Consider the following 19,996-nt stretch of genomic DNA (forward strand, 5'->3'; position numbering starts at 1 on the left):
CAACCACCAGTTTTCCTGGAGACAATAGCGCTATGGAACCACCTGATCCCATTCCGAACTCAGAAGTGAAACGTAGCTGCGCCGATGATAGTGTGGGGCCTCCCCATGTGAAAGTAGGTCATCTCCAGGGCCTAACATGAATGGCCCTCTTCAAGCGAAGAGGGCTTTTTCATTTGTCTGAAAAAATTGCGCATCTCACCATTTACTGAAGTTGGTCAAAACAGAGTGAAATAAATGCTAAATGCCATTTAATCTCAGTAAAAAGGCGCTAAAATGGCCGTTTAACTTTTCTCGTGTGAGCGTGATGACTAAAATAACTTTACAAGATCTGATTAAAGATCGACGACCAAAGAATGAGGATGACTTGGTAAACCTGTCTGATGATGTTTGGGCGATGGGGGATTTGGCCACCATTGCACAAAAGCTTGATCAGGATGCTTTTAATTTGTTCATTGCCACCAATGTCATTGGCATTTGGAAAGGCGATGGTTGGGGCGGGGTGTTAGAGCACAATCAATTGTTGCCTCATGTCGTGCCTGCATTAACTGCAATGGGTTTGACGGACATGGCTCATCATTTTGAGCAGTTGCTCACACTGTTTCCATTTGATCCAACAGATCTCAATGTGGCAGACCATTTTCACGATCATTTAAATTTTCTTCTCAATCCCCGTTTTACTGTGGCCGATGAACGCTTGAGCACAATTTCTGATAAAACGCGCATGGAATTATCCAATCAGTTTCATGAAGAATTATCTGTATTAGATGATCAAGCCGAAGCATTATGGGCATATGATGCGCCAGATCAAGAAGGCTGGGGCATGGTCCTGGCGAAGTTGCACTGAATAAAAAAGAGAACCTTAGGTTCTCTTTTTATAATCTTGTGAATGCATCAGTCAGCGAGTTGATGGACATTAACCAAATGATCGAGCCAATAATCACAACCTTGATTGACCAATTCATAGGTCAATTCAAAATTACCTGTGTAATAAGGGTCCGGCACTTCATCATGTTCAGGATGCTCAAGGGGTGCTAAAAAGAGATGAATTTTTTCATCATATTGATCCGTGGGCGGTAGGGTTTTAAGGTCACGCACATTGTTGTGATCCATGGCTAAAATATAATCATAATGATCATAATCATCGCTCGTGATGCGGGTTGCAATCATGCCATCGCAGGTAATGTGATGATCTGCCAATATTTTTTGTGTGCCAGCATGAGGGGGCTTGCCTTCATTCCAGTCACCGGTGGCCGCCGATGCAATTTCGATGCGATCATCTAAACCGCGTGCGATCACTTTTGCGCGAAAGAGTGCTTCAGCCATTGGGGAACGACAAATGTTCCCAAGACAGACAAATAAAACTTTAATCATCAAAATGTCCTATGGTTCTAAAATGGCTCATTGTAGCTTACAATGACGCATTAAGAACCATTATGATGACTAAAAGAACAAATTATGGCGTTTACAATTTATCATTCAAATCATTTAGATGACTTGCAATTCATGGCAAGTTACATCATTAAAAATAATCCGTTAGATGATCCGCTTGCACCTGAATATTTCATCATCCACAGTGCAGGCATGACCAACTGGCTCAAAAGTGCACTGGCGACAGAGCACAATATTTTTGCCAATACGCGCCTAGAATTCCCCATCAATCAGATTGTCACGATCATTGAAAATCTATTGAGCCCAGAAGAGCGCGCGCAAACCAATCTTCGCATGTCGCGCTTGACGTTGACATGGGCAGTGTATGATGCCCTCAATCAACTCGATTTATCTGATTTGCCAGAACTTGCCAGTTATTTGAATGATAAAGGGGCGCAATCCGATGATGTGCGCATGATGGGGCTCGCTGAAGAGATTGCAGGATTGTTCGATAAATATTTAGCCTATCGTCCCGATTGGTTTGCCGCGTGGGAGAATCATCAACGCATTTTTCCAGACTCTCCGTATGAATCATGGCAACAGCAGCTCTGGCAAATCATACGTTCACAAGTGATTAAAAAATATTATTTAGCCAATATTTTATCGCATTTAAAAACCTTGCCAAGCGAGCGCTATCAAGCTGCCACAATTCCACGACGCCTTTTTATCATCGGGATTTCAACGTTGCCACCTTTGTTCATTGAATTGTTGCACGTGTTGAGTGAACACATTGATGTGCATCTGTTTTTCACGAATCCATCTCAATTTTATTGGGGGGATTTAACGCAATATCGCCAGCGCACCATCGCGCGCATCAATTTTAAAACAGAAGATGCACGCACCGATTATTTAGCACCGAATGCACAGGCCGTTCAGCCGGATCAAGAGGAACATTGGCTTGAGTTCCATGGCAATCCATTGTTGGCAAACTTTGGTAAAATTGGGCGTGATTTCTTACATGTTTTGTCACAATATGATGATTTAAATGAAATTGAAGCGTTCAGCGAGCCCACAACGCCAGGTTTATTAGGTGAAGTACAGCGCGCGGTTTATTATTTAGCCCCCATTCAGGCCGATGCCCCGAAATATTGTGTGGCTGAAGATGATGGCACCATTGCTTTTCATGCCCATTACAGTGAGCGCAGAGAAGTGGAAGGACTGTATGATCAGCTCTTAAAGGCCTTCAATGAGGATCGCACGTTAGCGCCTAAAGATATTATTGTGATGGTTTCAGACATTGACCGCTATCGCCCCATGATTGAAGCAGTGTTTGGTTCACCCTTTGAGCCGCGCGCGAAAATCCCATTCACCATTTCGGATTTTACTTTAGGGAAGCATGAGCCCATTTTAGAGGCATTTTTACTGCTGCTGTCGATGTCTGAGAGTCAGTTTACTGTCTCAGAGATTTTAACGCTGTTGGACATCCCTGAAATTGGTGAGAAGTTTCACATCAAAATTGAGGATCGAGCCCTTATCAAACGTTGGATTGATGCCTCAAACATTCGCTTTGCCATTGATGATCAACACTTAGATGACATGCACATCCGTGATGATTTCACCAATACTTGGTTGTGGGGCTTAAAACGTCTGTTGTTAGGGTATGCTGTCAATGACCACTATTCGTTAGAAGGTGTGCGAGCGCTGCCTTATGTACAAGGTGGGGATGCTGAAGTGCTCGGGCATTTAGCCGATTTCATTGATGCGTTGATTGCTTTGAAAGAAAAGCTCTCTCAGTCCTATTTACTCATAGAGTGGCGCACATTATTGCCAGAGATTTGGAACACTTTTTATGTGGACAATCAGGCAACGCAACTGCGTTTACAGCATCTACAAACCATTTGGAATACCTTCATTGATGAAGGATTAGACACAAGCTTTCATGATGAAGTGTCCATTCATTTGATGCATCGTCATCTAAATGAGCACCTCTCATCTTTCCGCCCAGAATCACGATTTTTAACCGGTTCTGTGAACTTTTGTACATTCATTCCGATGCGTTCGATCCCTTTTAAGATTGTCTGTATGTTGGGCATGAATCAAGACAGTTTCCCGCATCGTCGCCAATATCCTGAATATGATCTAATGCAAGCGCATCCTGCGCGTGGGGATCGTTCGGTTACGAATGATGAGCGTTATCTCTTTTTAGAAGCCATTTTATCGGCGCGCACGCAACTGTACATCAGTTACATTGGGCGCAATATTCATAACAACAGTGAGATGTTTCCCTCATTGTTTGTCAATGAGTTGCAATATTATTTAGATGAACTGGCCGTCATGTCATCTGGGGCATCCGTGAGTGAAGCATTGACGCATCGTCATCCTTTGTCACCCTTTAGCCCGACATTGTTTAAGGCAGACAGCCCGATTCGTTCTTTTCAAAAGCCCTGGTTGCCCACATCCGCAGTGATCAATGATGAGCCATTTGTGCCGGCGCCTGTTGAGGTGACCACGTTAACACCTAAGCAGCTGATAGATACCTTTAAAAATCCCATCAAAGCTTATAGTTTAAAGCACTTTGGCATTCATTATCAAAATGATCAAGAGGATGAATTGCCCGATGATGAACTCTTTAGCCTTGCTCAATACAATGGATTAGAGGCTTATGCGGCACGCGTGCAGCTGCTCGAGGATCTTTTTTACAATGATCTGCCCGCCGATGATTTATCGGATTATGCCCATCATACGCTGTTTCATCGTTATAAAGCGGAAGGGCGATTGCCTAAATTTGCCTTTGCAGAGATTGATTGGCAAGACTTTGCAGAACCGATCGTACAACTTGTGCTTGCAGGTAAGGCGCAAGGTTGCCAATATGGCGCGCAGCAACAAGTGCAGGTGGCATTGGAAAACTGCACGATTGAGGGCACCATTGATGGCGTGCAGGATGTGCAGCAAACCACAGTATTTGTGGGTAAATGGACGCTGCATCGTCAATTTGAAGCATTCATCACCCATTTATTGAATGTGATGGCGCTTGGCAAACCGATTCATTCGCACATTTTCTATTTAGAGGAGAGCGTGGGGCATTTTGAGATTTCAGGCATCACGCCCGAGATGGCAAGGCAACATTTAGAAACCTTCTTTGAAGGTTATACGTTAAATCAACAGACGCCATTTTTACTCATTTCTTCGAAGGATTATCTTAAAACGGGTGCAAAAATCATCAAGCCGCATCAACATTTCATTGATCAAATGTATCATCATTACAATGAAACGGTAGCACATGAATATTTATCACAATCTGACAATCATGAATTTAATACAAAAATTGTGCAGCGTTATTGGGCAAGTTTAGAGTCAGTGCATGATGCGATGCGGGCACGCTTTGTGCCGGTGGTCACCTTAAAAGAAGTGATGGGGTATCTCTATTTTGTGACGCATTATCAATCCCTCTTGCCAGAAAAACCGCGAAAAAAGGCAAAAAGCTAAAAAAATGCGCAACTGACATAAAATATTTAATTTCAATGGATTAAATGGGTTTTATGCAAGTTGCGCACAGTGTTATCCACAGGTTATGTGGACTTCTCCATAGCGGCCATCAGTGGCTGTTTAAAATGGCATGAATGACACTGTTGGCTTTGTGGCGCGTTTCTGCCAATTCACGTTCGGGCACAGAGTCATGCACAATGCCTGCGCCGGCTTGAATGGTGGCGATGCCATCTTGCACATTGGCAGAGCGAATCACGATGCAGCTGTCTAAATCCCCAAAACTATTGAGGTAACCAATGGCGCCGCCGTAGCTGCCGCGCGCCACAGACTCATATTCATAAATGGCTGTCATCGCGGCAATTTTCGGGTCGCCGGTCAATGTGCCCATGTTCATGGTGTGAATGTAAGCATCAAAGGCATCGAGATGATCTTGCAATTGCGCTTGCACGTTTGAAACCAAATGCATCACATACGCATAGCGATCCACTTTCATTAAATCTTTGACATGAAAAGAACCGGGTTTAGCAATCGGCGTTAAATCACGTTCTGCAAGATCTACAAGCATCATGTGCTCATTGACTTCTTTCGGATCATTGAGGAGATCTTGCTCCAGTTCTAAATCGAGTACAGGATCAATGACATCATTCACTCGTCCACGTGGGCGTGTGCCAGCAATGGGATAAAGTTCAACAATGCGCGAGGTGTGATCAAATTTCAATGCACGCTCAGGGGATGCGCCAAAGAGGGTGAATGCGTCATCTTGTAGATAGAAAAGATAAGGGCTAGGATGGGCAGTTTTTAGGGCAGCATACGCATTGATGGCAGAAGGACAAGCCACTTGGAAACGGCGAGAAGGTACGATTTGTTGAAATTCACCGGCTTTTACGCGCTCAATTAAAGTGGCAACGGTGTTTAAAAACTCGTTCGGATCATCCACTTCCACAATGTCAGGGCTCACATTGGCATCATACGTTTCTGGCGTGAAAACCTGTTCGGCGTGTTGATTGATTTGCTGAGCGGTTGCATCGATGTCAAACGGCGTATTTTGATGACGGCCAAATTGATTGTGCTGCACATCGGCAGTTTTTGCCACATGATCAATGATGATCAATGTTTCTGCCACATAGACTAAAAGATCATGCCCGCGGTTGGTTTCAGGCACCGGAATGTCATAATAATAACCCACTAAATCATAGCCAAGTAAACCTGCCATGAAATAGGTGTATTCATTATCATGGGTGCGATCGGCAAAGCTTTGCACAGTGCGAAGGACATCCATTGGGGAAAATTGCCCACCTTTTGGGAAAGCGAAAATGAGTTGTGTGGCCGTTTTTGCCGTTAAGTTGATGTGAATGGGCGCGTTGCTAATGAGTTCAAGGAGGGCTGCGCCATTATCTGTGAGTGCTGTTAGGATCACATCTTGCCCAAAGCCTTCAATCTTAATGGCGGCATCGGTCAATAAAAAGCTTTTGAGGGCATGTTGATGATCCACATCCGCCGATTCATACAATAGGTGATGATTGCGATTTTGCGTTAAAGCTTGGTATAAACCGAGCAGATCACGTGGGAAAGAGAGAGCGGCGGTTGTGTAAGATGCTGAATGTGTCATGCGTGGTCCTTTGATGTTTGAAATATGATTGTCTGTTGAAAAGTGCGTTTGCGGACCATCGTGCATGCACAAAAAAAAGCCCGCTTGCGCGGGCTTGATCGACTGATGACGTCTTTATTGAACGCACAGCACCATCTCCCGCGAGGAGGAGATGTGCCACCATAAATATTGCGTCAAATGCGTCATGTTGCGTCCTTATTCGTAAATTGAGCTTAGATATTACGGCCAAAAAGTTTTTTTTGTCAATCAAAAATGTGAAATTTTTTCAAAGCGGCGTAAACAGATGCTGTGAGATGCGTGGTAAATGGGTATAATGGTCGCACGTTATCTACGCTAGATTCATACACGCTAGGATGTATAATACTTCTTTTCACATTTGAGGCAATTTGAATGAATAATAAAAAGATTGCGGGCAATCTTTCAAAAAATGCCATCTATATTTTGCCGAATTTATTCACAACGGCATCTTTGATGACGGGTTTTAGCTCGATTCTCTTAGCTTTAGAAGGGCGATTTGCCCAAGCCGCTGTGCTCATTTTTGTATCCATGGTGTTAGATGGTATGGATGGGCGCGTTGCACGCATGACCAATACACAAAGCAGCTTTGGTGAGCAATATGACTCCTTAGCCGATGTGATCGCCTTTGGTGCTGCGCCTGCCATTTTGGTTTATATGTGGTCCTTTCAAGGTTTAGGTGAAGTCTCTAAAGTCATTGGCATCGGTTGGTTTGCCTCATTTGTGTATTTAGCCTGTGCGGCGCTTCGTTTGGCGCGTTTTAATGTGCAAATTGGCTCTGTGGATAAACGTTATTTTGTGGGGTTGCCAAGTCCGACAGCTGCGGCGATTGTTGCAGGTGCTGTGTGGGCAGGGGAAGTTGGGCTGAAAAAGCTTGGCGCTGCCATTGGGACAGATTTAAGTTATACCGGTCATGATGTGACGGGCTTAATGGTGATCATTACGTTGTATGCCGGTTTAATGATGGTGTCGAACTTTTTGTTCTACAGTTTTAAAACGGTTGCCATCAAACGTGTGCGCTTTACGACCTTGATCATTGTGGTGTTGTATGCTGGCATGCTCATTGCATCACCTTCGATTGTGCTTTTCTTAACGGCATTTTTATACGGAATTTCATCACCCATTTATTGGTTCTATCGTCGTCACATTCGCAAAAAACGCTTTTTGGCATTGATCAAAGCGCGCGGTGAGCGTAACAAAAAGAATGACTGATCAACACGCTCAATACCTTCGATTATTAAAGATCCCACTGTGGCATTCACGCACCGGTGGTGATCCTGCTTATGAGATTGAAATCACCACTGAGGTTGAAGCGCGCGCGCGAATCTCATTGCCACCCTTGCCTGAAGTTGCACCTGTTGCACCGCCTGTTGAGGTCATGCGCGCACCTAAGCCTGTGGAGATGCCAGAGAGTCAGCCGATTGTACCAGTGGCAAAACCGCAGCCGATAATCAGTGCCGCTGAACCATACATTGCTGAGGCCATCAGCCGCAGTACGCATGCGATACACATCGATGCGGCAATGTGCAGCGCTTGTCAATTGTCGAAAGCACGCACGCGAGTGGTCAAAGGCACGGGGCATGCCAAGGCGCGATTGATGGTCATTACAGAAGCGCCGACGCTTCAAGAGGACATTGCCGGTCAGCCTTTAGCCGGGCGCGCTGGGCAGCTCTTTGATGAGATGCTCAAAGCAGTTAAATATTCGCGCGATGATGTTTTCATCACGCCTTATGTAAAATGTGCCCCTTTGCAAAGTTTGATCAGCGCCGCTGAAGAGGCAGAATGCTCGGGGCATTTACTCAATGAGATGATTGCACAGATGCCAGAGCGCATTTTGATTTTAGGCCGTCATGCTGCGCGCGCGGTCTTGAATGTGCAATTGCCATTTGAACAACTGCGCACTGGGCAATTTCACCTGAAGGTGAATGGACGGGCGATACCGGTGCAAGTCAGTTATAATCCTTACCAATTATTAAAATTCCCTGAAGAGAAACGCAACGCCTGGCAAGACATGAAAAGGCTGATAGGATAATCCATGCAAACACTGTACTTTGAGCCCATTATACCGGCAGATTTTGCCGCCCTTTATGCCATTGAACGCAGGGCATATCCGATCCCTTGGCAAGAAAAAGTGATGCGCAATATGGTCGATGGGCATGATGAAAAAATTAAAATTTTGCGCAATCAACAGATTTTAGGCTATGCTTTTGTGATGACGGTGTTAGATGAAGCCACTTTATTGAACATCACCATCGATCCCGATGAGCAAGGTCACGGTTATGGCCGACAATTATTACAATACCTCAAAGCGATCCTCAAGGATAAAGGTATTTACAGTCTATTTTTAGAGGTGCGCATGAGCAATGCTCCGGCTTGTCGTTTATATGAAAGCGAAGGGTTTCATGAGATTGATGTGCGCAAAAACTATTATCCCACCGCCAAAGGGCGAGAAGATGCCATCATTATGGCGTGTTCGTTATAACAGTTGAAGGATTATGGAAATTTTAGATTTAAAAAATTTACACTGTCCGATGCCCATTTTGAAAACAAAACAGGCATTGCAAAAAATGAAAGAGGGCGAAGAAATCACAGTTGTGACCACAGATCCGCACTCGGAAATTGACTTTAAGGCATTTTTAGGCAAAACTTCTAATCAATTAATGAAATTTTGGGTAAAAGATGGTGAGTATTTCTTTATCATTAAGAAGATTAATGGGTAAAAATATACTTAGATGATCTTTCGTGAATTTATGTGGTGTCGCTAAATAATGAGTACAGTTTTATTCATCATACCGTGTTTAACAAATCGTTTACCAAAAGCCTGGAGCAGTAACATTGCCTCTGTGGCACTTGATGGTGCGTACGAGAAATTTTTACGTTTATCCACATCACATAAAACTCATCATCATACGATTAAAGATGCGTTAGATACGTATCTACATTTGCCAGACAATGTGGCGTGGGCGCGCTGCGGCTTAGATGCCAGTGGCATTCGTGTGCGCTCAAACAATTGGTTCAAATTAACATTGCTAACAAAAGTTGGGCCAACAGCGCTGCGTGGGCACATGGTACAAAAGATGGCAGAGGATTTTGCCCATCATTTTTCCTTTGCTGAAGATTCCATCGTCACCACCGGCGGCGACTGGTTCATCTCGTTAAAGCAGCACAATCAAGTGACCTCTACGCCCCTTTGGAAAATCACACCGCAAGATCGCGATTCAGGCAGTTATGGATTAAGTGGGGAAGATGCCGCCTATTGGCAAGAGCAATTCATCAATGCGCAGCAGTGGCTTAAAACCTACTCGTATAATCGTTTACGCATGCGCCAAAAATATGATCCGATTGTGGATTTTTGGCCATGGGGCAATGGTGGTGAGCATGCATTCAATCGCCAAGAGATTGAGTATTCTGCCATTTTCTCAGACAGTGCCATTGTTCGTGGTGTTGGCAATGCCGCAGGTTTATCCTATTTTCCGCTTCGCAATTCAACGGCTGATTTTTCACAAATGGTGCATAATCATCCAAACATCTGCGTGGTGGATGATCGCTTGGTCAGCAAAGTGTCTGACAATGATATTTTAGGCTGGCTAGATGCCCGCACACAGATTGCGAATATGCTCTTAGCGCCAACACTTGCGGCGGTTGATCAAGGCTTGATTCAAAATGTCATCATCGATACCGTGGATGGTGAATGTTTTATTTATAACAAGAAATTTAAATTTGTCTTGATCCGCCCGAAATTTACTTATCGATATTTAGCCGAATGATCATTACTGAACGCACTGTGAGCACAGCCGCGACTTTAAGCACTGTGCCGTTATTAAATCGCGTCTTGCAGCGCCGCAATTTTCAATCCATCGAAGATTTGACTTTTAGTCTTAAGGATATGTGCCCGCCTTCTACTTTAGAAGGCTGTGAAGCAGCTGGGGAGCGCATTGCTCAAGCTGTGATGAATCAGCAAAGCATTCTGATTGTGGGCGATTATGATGTCGATGGCGCAACCTCCACTGCTTTAATGATGCGTTTACTGCGTGCCTTTGGCGCTGAGTCGGTGCGTTATCGCATTCCTAATCGTATGTTAGATGGTTATGGATTAACAACGCCTTTACTTGAAGAGATCGTGGCAAAAGATCAGCCAGAGCTCATCATTACGGTGGATAATGGCATTTCAAGCATTGAAGCCATTGAGCGCGCGAATCAATATGGCATTGAGGTGATTGTCACAGATCATCATTTGCCGGGCGATGTGTTGCCAAATGCCGCAGTGATCGTCAATCCTAATTTAGTGGGCAGCACATTTGAGAGTCGTGCTTTGTGTGGCGTTGGCGTTGCATTTTATGTGCTCACTGCAACGCGCCGTGCGCTTTTAACCCATGGACATTTATCAAAAGAGACTGCGCCAAATCTCGGTGATTATCTTGATTTGGTGGCGCTGGGCACAATTTCAGACTTAGTGCCCCTTGATCGCAACAATCGTTGTCTTGTGCAGCAAGGCATTGAGCGCATTCGCCGTGGACGCACGTGTGTTGGGATTGAGGCATTATTGGCGGTGTCGGGTAAAAATCAAGAGGAATTGTCCACCACAGACATTGCTTTTGGCGTGTCACCATTACTCAATGCGGCGGGTCGTTTAGATGACATGCGCATCGGCATTGAATGTTTATTGACAGATTCAAGGCAGCAAGCGGCATATTATGCCGAACGATTGTTTGAGTTTAACCAAGAGCGTAAAGAGATTGAGCGCTCAATGACGGTAGAAACCCAACACATTTTAGATGCCATCACTTTAAATTCGGATGCATTGCCAAGTGCATTGGCGCTGTATGATCCCTCATGGCATCAAGGCGTGATTGGCATTGTGGCATCCCGCGTCAAAGAGCGTTTTGATCGTCCTACGTTCATTTTTGCAGAAGAGAGTGATGAATTGTTAAAAGGTTCGGGGCGTTCGATTGCGGGGATTCATTTACGCGATGTGATCGATGAGATTGCCACAGAAAATCCAGGGATTATTAAACAATTTGGCGGCCATGCGATGGCGGCAGGTTTAACGCTGTATGAATCTCGTTTAGAGGATTTTCGTGCGGCGTTGAATCAAAAAGTTGAGAAATTATGGGGCGGTTTAGATCAAAAAGTGATGTATACCGATGGTCCTTTATCCCCAAGTGATCTGACCATTGAACATGCAGGCATCCTAAAAACGGCGATGCCTTGGGGACAAATGTTTCCTGAGCCGCTTTTTGACAATACTTTTGAAGTGGTGGATGTTAAGATTTTAAAAAATCTGCACCTTAAATTGACCCTAAAGCATCTTGAGGCCAATCTCTATTTTGATGGGATTGCCTTCTTTAAGGCCCCAGATTGGCAGGAAAAGACGCAAAAAGTACGATGTTTATATAAACTCGATGTCAATGAATGGCGCGGACGACGATCTTTACAATTGCTCATTGACCACATTGAGATGGAAAGCTAATAGCCAATCCGCGGCAATCTGTGTTAGAATCCCGAGCCAATCTTTTTTGGCAAACCAACCTTTCAGGGGATCTAATATATGTTGCGAATTATTGAGCAAGCGCTAACTTTCGATGATGTTTTACTCGTTCCAGGGTACTCAGAAGTCCTTCCTAAAGATGTATCTTTAAAGACTCAGCTGACCAAATCCATCAGTTTAAACATTCCACTGCTATCGGCTGCGATGGACACAGTGACCGAAAGCCGTTTAGCTATTGCGATGGCACAACAAGGTGGTATCGGTATTGTTCATAAGAACTTAACCATTGAAGAACAAGCCGCCGAAGTGCGCAAAGTGAAGAAATTCGAAAACGGCATCATTTCAGATCCCGTGACTGTGACACCAGATATGACATTGGCCGAACTTCGCCACATGTTCACCACGTTTGAAATCTCAAGCGCACCGGTGATCGATGCGGGCAAAGTGATGGGCATTGTGACCAACCGTGATGTTCGCTTCCATGATAACTTAGCCATTCGCGTGAAAGATGTGATGACACCACGTGATCGTTTAATCACAGTGAAAGAACACACAAGCCGCGAAGAGATCGTAGATTTATTACAACAACACCGCGTTGAGCGTTTAGTGATTGTCAATGACAACAATGAACTCCGTGGTTTAGTGACGGTGAAAGACATCTCTCGCTCTCAATCTTTCCCAAATGCATGTGTTGATGCCAATGAACAATTGCGCGTTGGTGCTGCTGTGGGCGCTGGCGCTGGGACAGAAGAGCGCATCGAAGCACTCGCAGCCGCTGGCGTTGATGTGATCATCATCGATACGGCGCATGGTCACTCTAAAGGCGTGATTGATCGCGTGCGTTGGACAAAAGAAAAATATCCTCACATTCAAATCGTTGCAGGTAACATTGCAACCGCTGATGCTGCGATTGCCTTGGCAGAAGCTGGCGCAGACGCCGTTAAAGTGGGCATTGGTCCTGGTTCAATCTGTACAACGCGCATCATCGCCGGTATCGGTGTGCCACAAATCAGTGCGATTGCCAACGTTGCAGAAGCTTTAAAAGGCCGCAACATTCCTGTGATCGCTGATGGTGGCGTGCGTTACTCAGGTGATATGGTTAAAGCATTGGCAGCAGGCGCATCTTGCATCATGGTTGGCGGTTTATTAGCCGGTACAGATGAAGCACCTGGCGACATTGAATTCTATCAAGGCCGTGCATATAAATCTTACCGCGGCATGGGTTCATTAGGCGCAATGGGTGCAGGTTCTTCGGATCGTTATTTCCAAGAAGGCACCACATCCGATAAGCTTGTACCTGAAGGCATTGAAGGCCGTGTGGCGTATAAAGGCTCATTGGTGCCCATCGTGCATCAATTGATGGGCGGCATTCGCGCAGGTATGGGCTATGTGGGTTGCGGTACAATTGCTGAAATGAATGTGAAACCACAATTCGTACAAATTACAAACGCAGGGATGCGTGAGTCACACGTGCATGATGTAACCATTACAAAAGAAGCACCGAACTACTCAAGCTGATTCCTCTCTTTTTATTAACTTTTATGTCAAAGAATTATGAGTCAAGATATTAAAACCGAAGAAGTAAACGAAAGTCATTTGATTACCGAACGCCGTGAAAAATTGGCTGCCATTCGAAAGGAAAAGCCTGTTGCGTTCCCAAACCATTTCCGTAAGGATACGCACGCGAAAGATTTACACAAGCGTGCAGAAAACATGGATAAGGAAGCGTTGGCAGAAGCGGCGATTCACGTAAAAATGGCTGGGCGCATCATGTCTAAGCGTTTATTCGGCAAAGGTGGCTTTGTTGTGCTTCGTGATCAGACGGGCGACATTCAACTTTTCTTAAACACAGGTTTGATCGGTCAAGAGAAGTTTGAAGAGTTCACGCATTGGGACATTGGTGACATCATCGGTGTGTCAGGTGTGGTGTCGCGCTCTGATAAAGGTGAATTGACGGTTCGTGTATCAGAGATTGACTTATTGACGAAATCTCTTCGTCCATTGCCAGATAAATTCCATGGCTTAACGGACATTGAAGCGCGTTATCGTCAGCGTTATGTGGATTTGATTGTGAATATGGAAGCTCGTGAAGTGTTTCGTAAACGCACGCAAATCATGCGCACGATTCGTAACTTCTTTGACAGCAAAGGTTTTGAAGAAGTAGAAACGCCAATGATGCATCCGATTCCGGGTGGGGCGAATGCTAAACCTTTCATCACGCATCACAACGCGTTAGATATGGAATTTTATCTTCGCATCGCGCCTGAGTTGTATCTCAAACGTTTGGTTGTGGGCGGCATGGAAAAAGTGTACGAAGTGAACCGTAACTTCAGAAATGAAGGCGTGTCTACGCGTCACAATCCTGAGTTCACCATGGTGGAATGGTATTGGGCTTATGCAGATTACCAAGACATGATGAATTTCACTGATGAGTTGATGACCACATTGGCCATGGAAGTGACAGGTTCAACCGAAGTGCCTTATCAAGGTTTGACATTAGATTTCAGCAAACCTGCCACGCGCATGACGGTGCAAGAATCCATCATCCATTATTATCCTGAAGCAAAAGCCTTTGATTTAGATACCCGTGAAGGTGTTGCACAATTGGCGACATCCATCGGCATTAAATTCAAAGATTCAGATGGTTGGGGTAAAATCTTGATGGAAATCTTCGATGAAAAAGTTGAAGAGAATTTGATGCAGCCAACATTCATCACCGCTTATCCATCAGAAGTGTCACCATTGGCGCGTAAAAATGATGCCAATCCACTCATCACTGACCGTTTTGAATACTTCATTGGCGGCCGCGAAGTGGGCAATGGTTACTCTGAGTTAAATGACGCAGAAGATCAATACCAACGCTTTATGGCGCAAGTGGCTGAGAAAGATTCAGGTGATGATGAAGCGATGCATTTAGACAAAGACTTCATCACAGCATTGGAATATGGCTTACCACCAACAGCGGGCGAAGGCATCGGGATTGACCGCTTGGTCATGATCTTTGCGGATGTTGCCTCCATTCGTGATGTGTTATTATTCCCACACATGCGTAATCGCGCGGAATAAGATTTAAAGATTCAACAAAAGCTTTAGTCTTCACTAAAGCTTTTTTTATAGAAAGGACAAAAACATGGCAAATGATAAACACGTAATCATTGGTGCAATGGATGAAGAAGTGGGTGCTTTAGTGGCGCGCATGGAAAATGTTGTGGCATCAACGATTGATGGCATTGAGATTCATGAAGGTTTACTCGGTGGTCAAGCAGTTGTGGTGGCAAAATCTGGCATTGGTAAAGTCAATGCGGCTTATACGGCCACAACTTTAATCAAAGCCTTTGCACCTAAGCAAGTGATCAATATTGGCAGCGCGGGTGGCACAAAATTGGGTCAATCTGTGGGCGATGTAGTGATTGCCAATCGCTTGCAATATCATGACTTTGACATTGGGCCAAATACGCCCACTGATCCGCGTTTTATTTTTGAGCAAGGTCATGCTGATTTAACGGGCATTGAAACTGTGCTCAATGAGTTGAATGTGCCGCATCACATTGGGTTGATTGTGTCCGGTGATCAATTTGTGACCAAAGATTCAGAGGCATTTAAACGCATTCAGGCCAAATTTGACCAAGCGGTTGCCGTGGATATGGAAGCGGCAGCGATTGCCTGTGTGTGTGAAAAATTGGGCACGCCATGGATTGTGCTTCGCTCATTGAGTGATGTGACGCACAATGAAGGCAACGATATGGACTTTGAAACCTATTTAGCCAAAGCAAGTGCCAACTCAGCATTGATTGCGCAAGAGTATGTAAAATTGATCTAAATGACAGGATCTGAATGTAAAAAGACCGTTTTTCGGTCTTTTTTATTGCCTGACGTTTGTGAGAATCCTTGTTAAGATGAAAGGTATGATCCATCATTTGTCGGAGAACGCATGAACATCGAACGTTGGTATCCTCATTATCACATTGCCCCAGAGCGCGGTTGGCTCAATGACCCCAATGGTTTGGTGTATTTTAACGGGCAATATCATGTCTTTTTTCAGCATCATCCGGATGCGCCAAAGTGGGGTTTAATGCATTGGGGGCACGTGGTGAGCGATGACATGGTGCATTGGCAGCCTCAGCCGATTGCTTTGACGCCTTCAGAGCCTTATGATCAAGATGGCTGTTTTTCAGGTTCGGCGTTGGTGAAAGATGATGTGCTTTATCTATTTTACACAGGTCATGTGATTGTTGATGATGCGGTGGAGCCGCCCATCATTCGCCAAGTGCAGTGCTTGGCCATCAGTGAAGATGGTATAAAATTTCATAAACAAGGCATCATCATTGAACCCCCTGAAGGCTACATGCATTTTCGTGATCCAAAAGTGTGGCAAGATGATCACGATTATAAAATGATTTTAGGGGCAGCGCACGAATCCCGCGGGGCAGAGCTGTTGCTCTATCGCTCGGATGATCTTCATGTTTGGCACTTTGAGCGCATTTTTTGGCAAACGGATCGTACGGATGTTTATATGTTTGAATGCCCGGATTTAATGTTTGTGGATGATCATGCGGTATTGATGTGTTCGCCTCAAGGCATGCAAGCAAAAGGTTATGATTATCGCAATCTTTTTCAAGCAGGTTATTGGCTTGGCAAATATACAGCAGGGGTATTTACAGCGACCGCTGATTTTCAGGAACTCGATCACGGACATGATTATTATGCACCTCAAAGTTTTGTGGCGGCGGATGGTCGGCGCGTTGTGATCGGATGGATGGACATGTGGGAGGCGAATATGCCAAGCGCGGCGGATGGTTTTGCAGGTGCGATGACGGTGCCGCGGGAAATTGCCATTAATGATGCAGGTTTGCTCACACAAAATCCTGTGCGGGAATTGTCTATGCTACGAAGCGAGCCCACAACGCGAACCCACATTAATCTAACGGATGGCATGGAAAATCTCTATCTATCCACCAAAAGTGCAGAGATCATTTGCCAAATTGATTTGACGCAAACAACTGCAGACAAGGCAGGGCTGTATTTGGCAGCCTCCGGTGATTTTTCTGAATATGCAGCACTCTATATTGATCAATCTTGTGGGCGTTTGTTTTTGGATTTAAGTCGTATGGCATCGGGCAGCGATGATGAACGCTCCATTCCTTTGCCCATGGGAGATGCGCTGACATTGAGGATATTGATGGATGCATCCTCCATTGAGGTGTTTGTCAATGATGGCATTGCGGCATTGTCGAGTCGGATTTATCCTAATAACTCAACACGGGCGATGGCTGCCTTTGCAAACACCGGCACTTTGAAGATCACAAAGCTTGAGCATTCGGTCTTGAAATCGATGCGATAACCTCATATGATCACTAGAAGCAGCATAAAAAAGATGATAAATAATGATAAAGGTATAAATATGGAATTTACAGAAAAACTCACCGCATTGTCAGGCAAGATCAGACAACAAAAAGATTCAATTCAAACAGAAGAAGCCACGAAAACGGCATTTTTATTACCTTTTATCGGGCAAGTGTTGGGGTATGATATTTTTGATCCAAGTGAAGTGATCCCTGAATATACAGCAGATGTGGGCATTAAAAAAGGTGAAAAAGTCGATTATGCCATCATGCATAATGGTGAATTACAAATTTTGATTGAAGCGAAAAAGATCAATGAAGATTTAAGTGTGCATCATTCTGCCCAATTGTTCAGATATTTCACCACAACCACTGCAAAACTTGCCATTTTAACCAATGGTCAAATCTATAAGTTTTATACGGATCTAGACAGTCCAAATAAGATGGATGAGAAGCCATTTTTGGAAATTGATTTATTAGAATTAGATGATTTAGCCATTTCTGAATTGCGTAAATTGGCTAAAAATAATTTTGATGTGGAGTCTGTGTTAAATTCAGCCGGTGAGTTGAAATACCTCAATGCCATAAAAAAGATTTTAGGTGCTCAGTTAAAAGAACCTGAAGATGATTTTATGCGTGTCTTCATTTCGCGTGTGTATGATGGGCAAATCACTCAAAAAGTGCGTGAGCAGTTTTCTCCTTTAATTATTAAAGCTTTTTCACAATTTATCAATGATCGCATCAATGCAAGATTAAAATCAGCAATGGCGGGCGATGTTGAGGTGAAGCCGATTTTGTCATCGGATGCCACAGAGACACAAGCAGATGATCAGGATAAAGATGATGGCATCGTCACCACGTTAGAGGAGATTGAGGGCTTTAACATTGTGAAGGCAATTGTGCGTAAACACATTGACCCGAATAAAATTGTGGCGCGCGATACCAAAAGCTACTTTGGCATTTTGTATGATGACAATAATCGTAAGCCCATTTGTCGTTTGCATTTTAATCGCGCTCAAAAATATATTGAAACATTTGATGAAAATAAAGAGAGTGTGCGCCATCCAATCACTTCTGTGGATGAAATTTTTGATTTTGAGGATCAATTGGTGGCTGTGGCTTTATCGTATGAATAATGCATTAATGTTCACACAGTGAAAGTAAAAAGGTTGGCAATGCCAACCTTTTTTAATGTGAAGTGCTGGATATCATCACTTGCCACGTGGGCGCGGAATCACTTTCCAATCAAAGGGTGAAAAGCGTGCAAAGAGCACCATGCCCGTGAACCAAATGGTGGTGCTCATTAAAACTGTTGCGGAGATCGCAGGATTCGCTTGCCATAAATCCACGCCCACCACTAAATACCAACACGCCAAAAAGCTGCCCCAAGCGTGGGTATAACGTTTTGCCTGCAGTAAACCACGTAAAGGAAAGAGGAGCGGCACAATCCAAATGATGATTAAAAAGCCCTCCGGCAATTCTGAATGAATTTTTTTCAGCACGATGCCAAGCAACAGTGTGATGAATAAAATGGCATAGCCTGCGAGCGTCAATATGCGCGATAAAGGAAGAATAGGGTGGTGCATAACAGATCCATTATGAGTACAATGAAGCGATTTTACCATGTTTTCAAGTGAGCGGGATCATCATGCCAGAATTACCAGAAGTCGAAACCACCAAACGCGGCGTTGCGCCATATTTGCTCAATGAGTCGATCATGAAAATTGACATTCATCATCGATCATTGCGTTATCCTGTGGAAGATGCCATTTTATTAATGGAAAATCAAACCATTACGGATGTCACGCGCCGTGCCAAATATTTGATGATCCATACGGCAGGTTTTTATTTGATTGTGCATTTGGGCATGTCCGGCAGCTTACGAGTGAGCTTGCCTGATGAACCATTAAAAAAGCATGATCACTTGGTGTTCCATCTCTCAAATGGAAGGGAGCTGCGTTATCATGATCCACGCCGTTTTGGTTTTGTGCAGCTCTTTCAAGGCGATGTGACGCCAGATTATCTCACAAAATTGGCCCCCGAGCCTTTGAGTGATGAGTTTAATGTGGATTATTTTCAGTCCATCATTGTCCGCAAAAAGCAGCCGATTAAGGCATTTTTGATGGATCAGCGCTTTGTGGTGGGCGTTGGGAATATTTATGCCAATGAGTCATTATTCATGAGCGGCATTCATCCTTTGACCCGCACGCAAGATTTAACACAAGCGCAATGTACAACCTTGGTGGAAAATATTCGCGCAGTATTGGCGCGCTCGATTCAAGATGGCGGCACCACGTTGCGTGATTTTATTCAGCCCGATGGCACGCATGGCTATTTTGCGCAAATGCTCTCTGTTTACGGGCGCGAAGGAGAACCCTGTTTAACCTGTGGCACATTGATTGAAAAATGTGTGGTGGCGCAGCGCTCGACATTTTGGTGCCCAAATTGTCAGCCAAAACAGGATTAATTGATATTTTAAATGATAAATGGGCTAAAATTTGTTATCCTAATGGACGATTATTTATGTTTGTCAATCTTAATGTAACCTAAAATTAACGATCCATCGGTAGTTTTGATTAAAATTAAGTATTGAGTTGTATTATCAGAGAATAAAAACCGATTATATGGCACGATACGTTCACTGTATATGTAGGTAATAATAAATTTTAGTTATTATGTATGTAAGGC

At 44.2% G+C, this 19,996-nt stretch carries 17 protein-coding genes and 1 rRNA gene; 15 read left to right on the top strand and 3 right to left on the bottom strand.

The annotated features are described in order from the left end of the window. Positions 1-14: 14 nt before the first annotated feature. Positions 15-130, top strand: a 5S ribosomal RNA gene (rrf, locus tag B143_RS0108825). A gap of 174 nt (positions 131-304) precedes the next feature. Then, positions 305-844: a hypothetical protein gene (locus B143_RS0108830; protein WP_246534939.1), complete on the top strand. Its 540-nt coding sequence runs from the start codon at positions 305-307 to the stop codon at positions 842-844. Positions 845-891: 47 nt separating this feature from the next. On the opposite strand, the gene B143_RS0108835 is transcribed toward B143_RS0108830, so the two are convergent. Then, positions 892-1,371, bottom strand: a complete 480-nt coding sequence (locus B143_RS0108835) for a low molecular weight protein-tyrosine-phosphatase (RefSeq protein ID WP_018122985.1) — start codon at positions 1,369-1,371, stop codon at positions 892-894. A gap of 84 nt (positions 1,372-1,455) precedes the next feature. Here B143_RS0108835 and recC point away from each other — a divergent pair, with 84 nt between their 5' ends. Beyond that, the gene (gene recC / locus B143_RS0108840) at positions 1,456-4,854 is read left to right on the top strand and encodes an exodeoxyribonuclease V subunit gamma (protein WP_018122986.1); all 3,399 of its coding nucleotides are present in this window, start codon (positions 1,456-1,458) and stop codon (positions 4,852-4,854) included. A gap of 109 nt (positions 4,855-4,963) precedes the next feature. Here the strand turns inward: recC and B143_RS0108845 are convergent, their stop codons facing one another. Further along, complete coding sequence (locus B143_RS0108845; protein WP_018122987.1) at positions 4,964-6,463, bottom strand: anthranilate synthase component 1; 1,500 nt, start codon at positions 6,461-6,463, stop codon at positions 4,964-4,966. 390 nt (positions 6,464-6,853) lie between these two features. Between B143_RS0108845 and pssA the strand changes: the two genes are divergently transcribed. From pssA to B143_RS0108900, 11 genes are all read left to right on the top strand, one after another. After that, entirely contained in the window at positions 6,854-7,690 is an 837-nt protein-coding gene (gene pssA / locus B143_RS0108850; RefSeq protein ID WP_008314037.1) for a CDP-diacylglycerol--serine O-phosphatidyltransferase, read from the top strand. After that, on the top strand, positions 7,683-8,510 hold the full coding sequence (locus B143_RS0108855) for a uracil-DNA glycosylase (protein WP_018122988.1): 828 nt from the start codon (positions 7,683-7,685) through the stop codon (positions 8,508-8,510). The genes pssA and B143_RS0108855 overlap by 8 nt, the downstream gene beginning before the upstream one ends. A 3-nt stretch (positions 8,511-8,513) precedes the next feature. Continuing rightward, positions 8,514-8,960 carry a ribosomal protein S18-alanine N-acetyltransferase gene (gene rimI / locus B143_RS0108860; RefSeq protein WP_018122989.1) on the top strand — a complete coding sequence of 149 codons (447 nt, stop codon included), beginning with the start codon at positions 8,514-8,516 and terminating at the stop codon, positions 8,958-8,960. Positions 8,961-8,973: 13 nt separating this feature from the next. Then, positions 8,974-9,198: a sulfurtransferase TusA family protein gene (locus B143_RS0108865; RefSeq protein ID WP_018122990.1), complete on the top strand. Its 225-nt coding sequence runs from the start codon at positions 8,974-8,976 to the stop codon at positions 9,196-9,198. Between the two features lie 48 nt (positions 9,199-9,246). Next, positions 9,247-10,245, top strand: coding sequence for a hypothetical protein (locus tag B143_RS0108870; RefSeq protein WP_018122991.1), 999 nt, complete (start codon positions 9,247-9,249; stop codon positions 10,243-10,245). Further along, the gene (recJ, locus tag B143_RS0108875; RefSeq protein WP_018122992.1) at positions 10,242-11,948 is read left to right on the top strand and encodes a single-stranded-DNA-specific exonuclease RecJ; all 1,707 of its coding nucleotides are present in this window, start codon (positions 10,242-10,244) and stop codon (positions 11,946-11,948) included. The genes B143_RS0108870 and recJ overlap by 4 nt, the downstream gene beginning before the upstream one ends. 78 nt (positions 11,949-12,026) lie before the next feature. Continuing rightward, the gene (gene guaB, locus B143_RS0108880; protein ID WP_018122993.1) at positions 12,027-13,484 is read left to right on the top strand and encodes an IMP dehydrogenase; all 1,458 of its coding nucleotides are present in this window, start codon (positions 12,027-12,029) and stop codon (positions 13,482-13,484) included. 36 nt (positions 13,485-13,520) lie between these two features. After that, positions 13,521-15,032 carry a lysine--tRNA ligase gene (lysS, locus tag B143_RS0108885; protein WP_018122994.1) on the top strand — a complete coding sequence of 504 codons (1,512 nt, stop codon included), beginning with the start codon at positions 13,521-13,523 and terminating at the stop codon, positions 15,030-15,032. A 64-nt stretch (positions 15,033-15,096) separates the two neighbouring features. After that, positions 15,097-15,786 carry a 5'-methylthioadenosine/adenosylhomocysteine nucleosidase gene (locus B143_RS0108890; RefSeq protein WP_018122995.1) on the top strand — a complete coding sequence of 230 codons (690 nt, stop codon included), beginning with the start codon at positions 15,097-15,099 and terminating at the stop codon, positions 15,784-15,786. 111 nt (positions 15,787-15,897) lie between these two features. Further along, on the top strand, positions 15,898-17,307 hold the full coding sequence (locus B143_RS0108895) for a glycoside hydrolase family 32 protein (RefSeq protein ID WP_018122996.1): 1,410 nt from the start codon (positions 15,898-15,900) through the stop codon (positions 17,305-17,307). Between the two features lie 60 nt (positions 17,308-17,367). Next, a complete protein-coding gene (locus tag B143_RS0108900) occupies positions 17,368-18,444 on the top strand; it encodes a type I restriction endonuclease (RefSeq protein WP_018122997.1) in 1,077 nt (358 codons plus the stop codon). Positions 18,445-18,519: 75 nt separating this feature from the next. Here B143_RS0108900 and B143_RS0108905 read toward each other — a convergent pair whose 3' ends face one another. Continuing rightward, positions 18,520-18,894 carry a DUF2069 domain-containing protein gene (locus tag B143_RS0108905; protein WP_018122998.1) on the bottom strand — a complete coding sequence of 125 codons (375 nt, stop codon included), beginning with the start codon at positions 18,892-18,894 and terminating at the stop codon, positions 18,520-18,522. Between the two features lie 62 nt (positions 18,895-18,956). Between B143_RS0108905 and mutM the strand changes: the two genes are divergently transcribed. Then, positions 18,957-19,775, top strand: a complete 819-nt coding sequence (mutM, locus tag B143_RS0108910; protein WP_026165785.1) for a bifunctional DNA-formamidopyrimidine glycosylase/DNA-(apurinic or apyrimidinic site) lyase — start codon at positions 18,957-18,959, stop codon at positions 19,773-19,775. The last annotated feature ends 221 nt before the right edge of the window (positions 19,776-19,996 follow it).

The sequence above is a fragment of the Wohlfahrtiimonas chitiniclastica DSM 18708 genome (assembly GCF_000375345.1).
Lineage (GTDB): Bacteria > Pseudomonadota > Gammaproteobacteria > Cardiobacteriales > Wohlfahrtiimonadaceae > Wohlfahrtiimonas > Wohlfahrtiimonas chitiniclastica.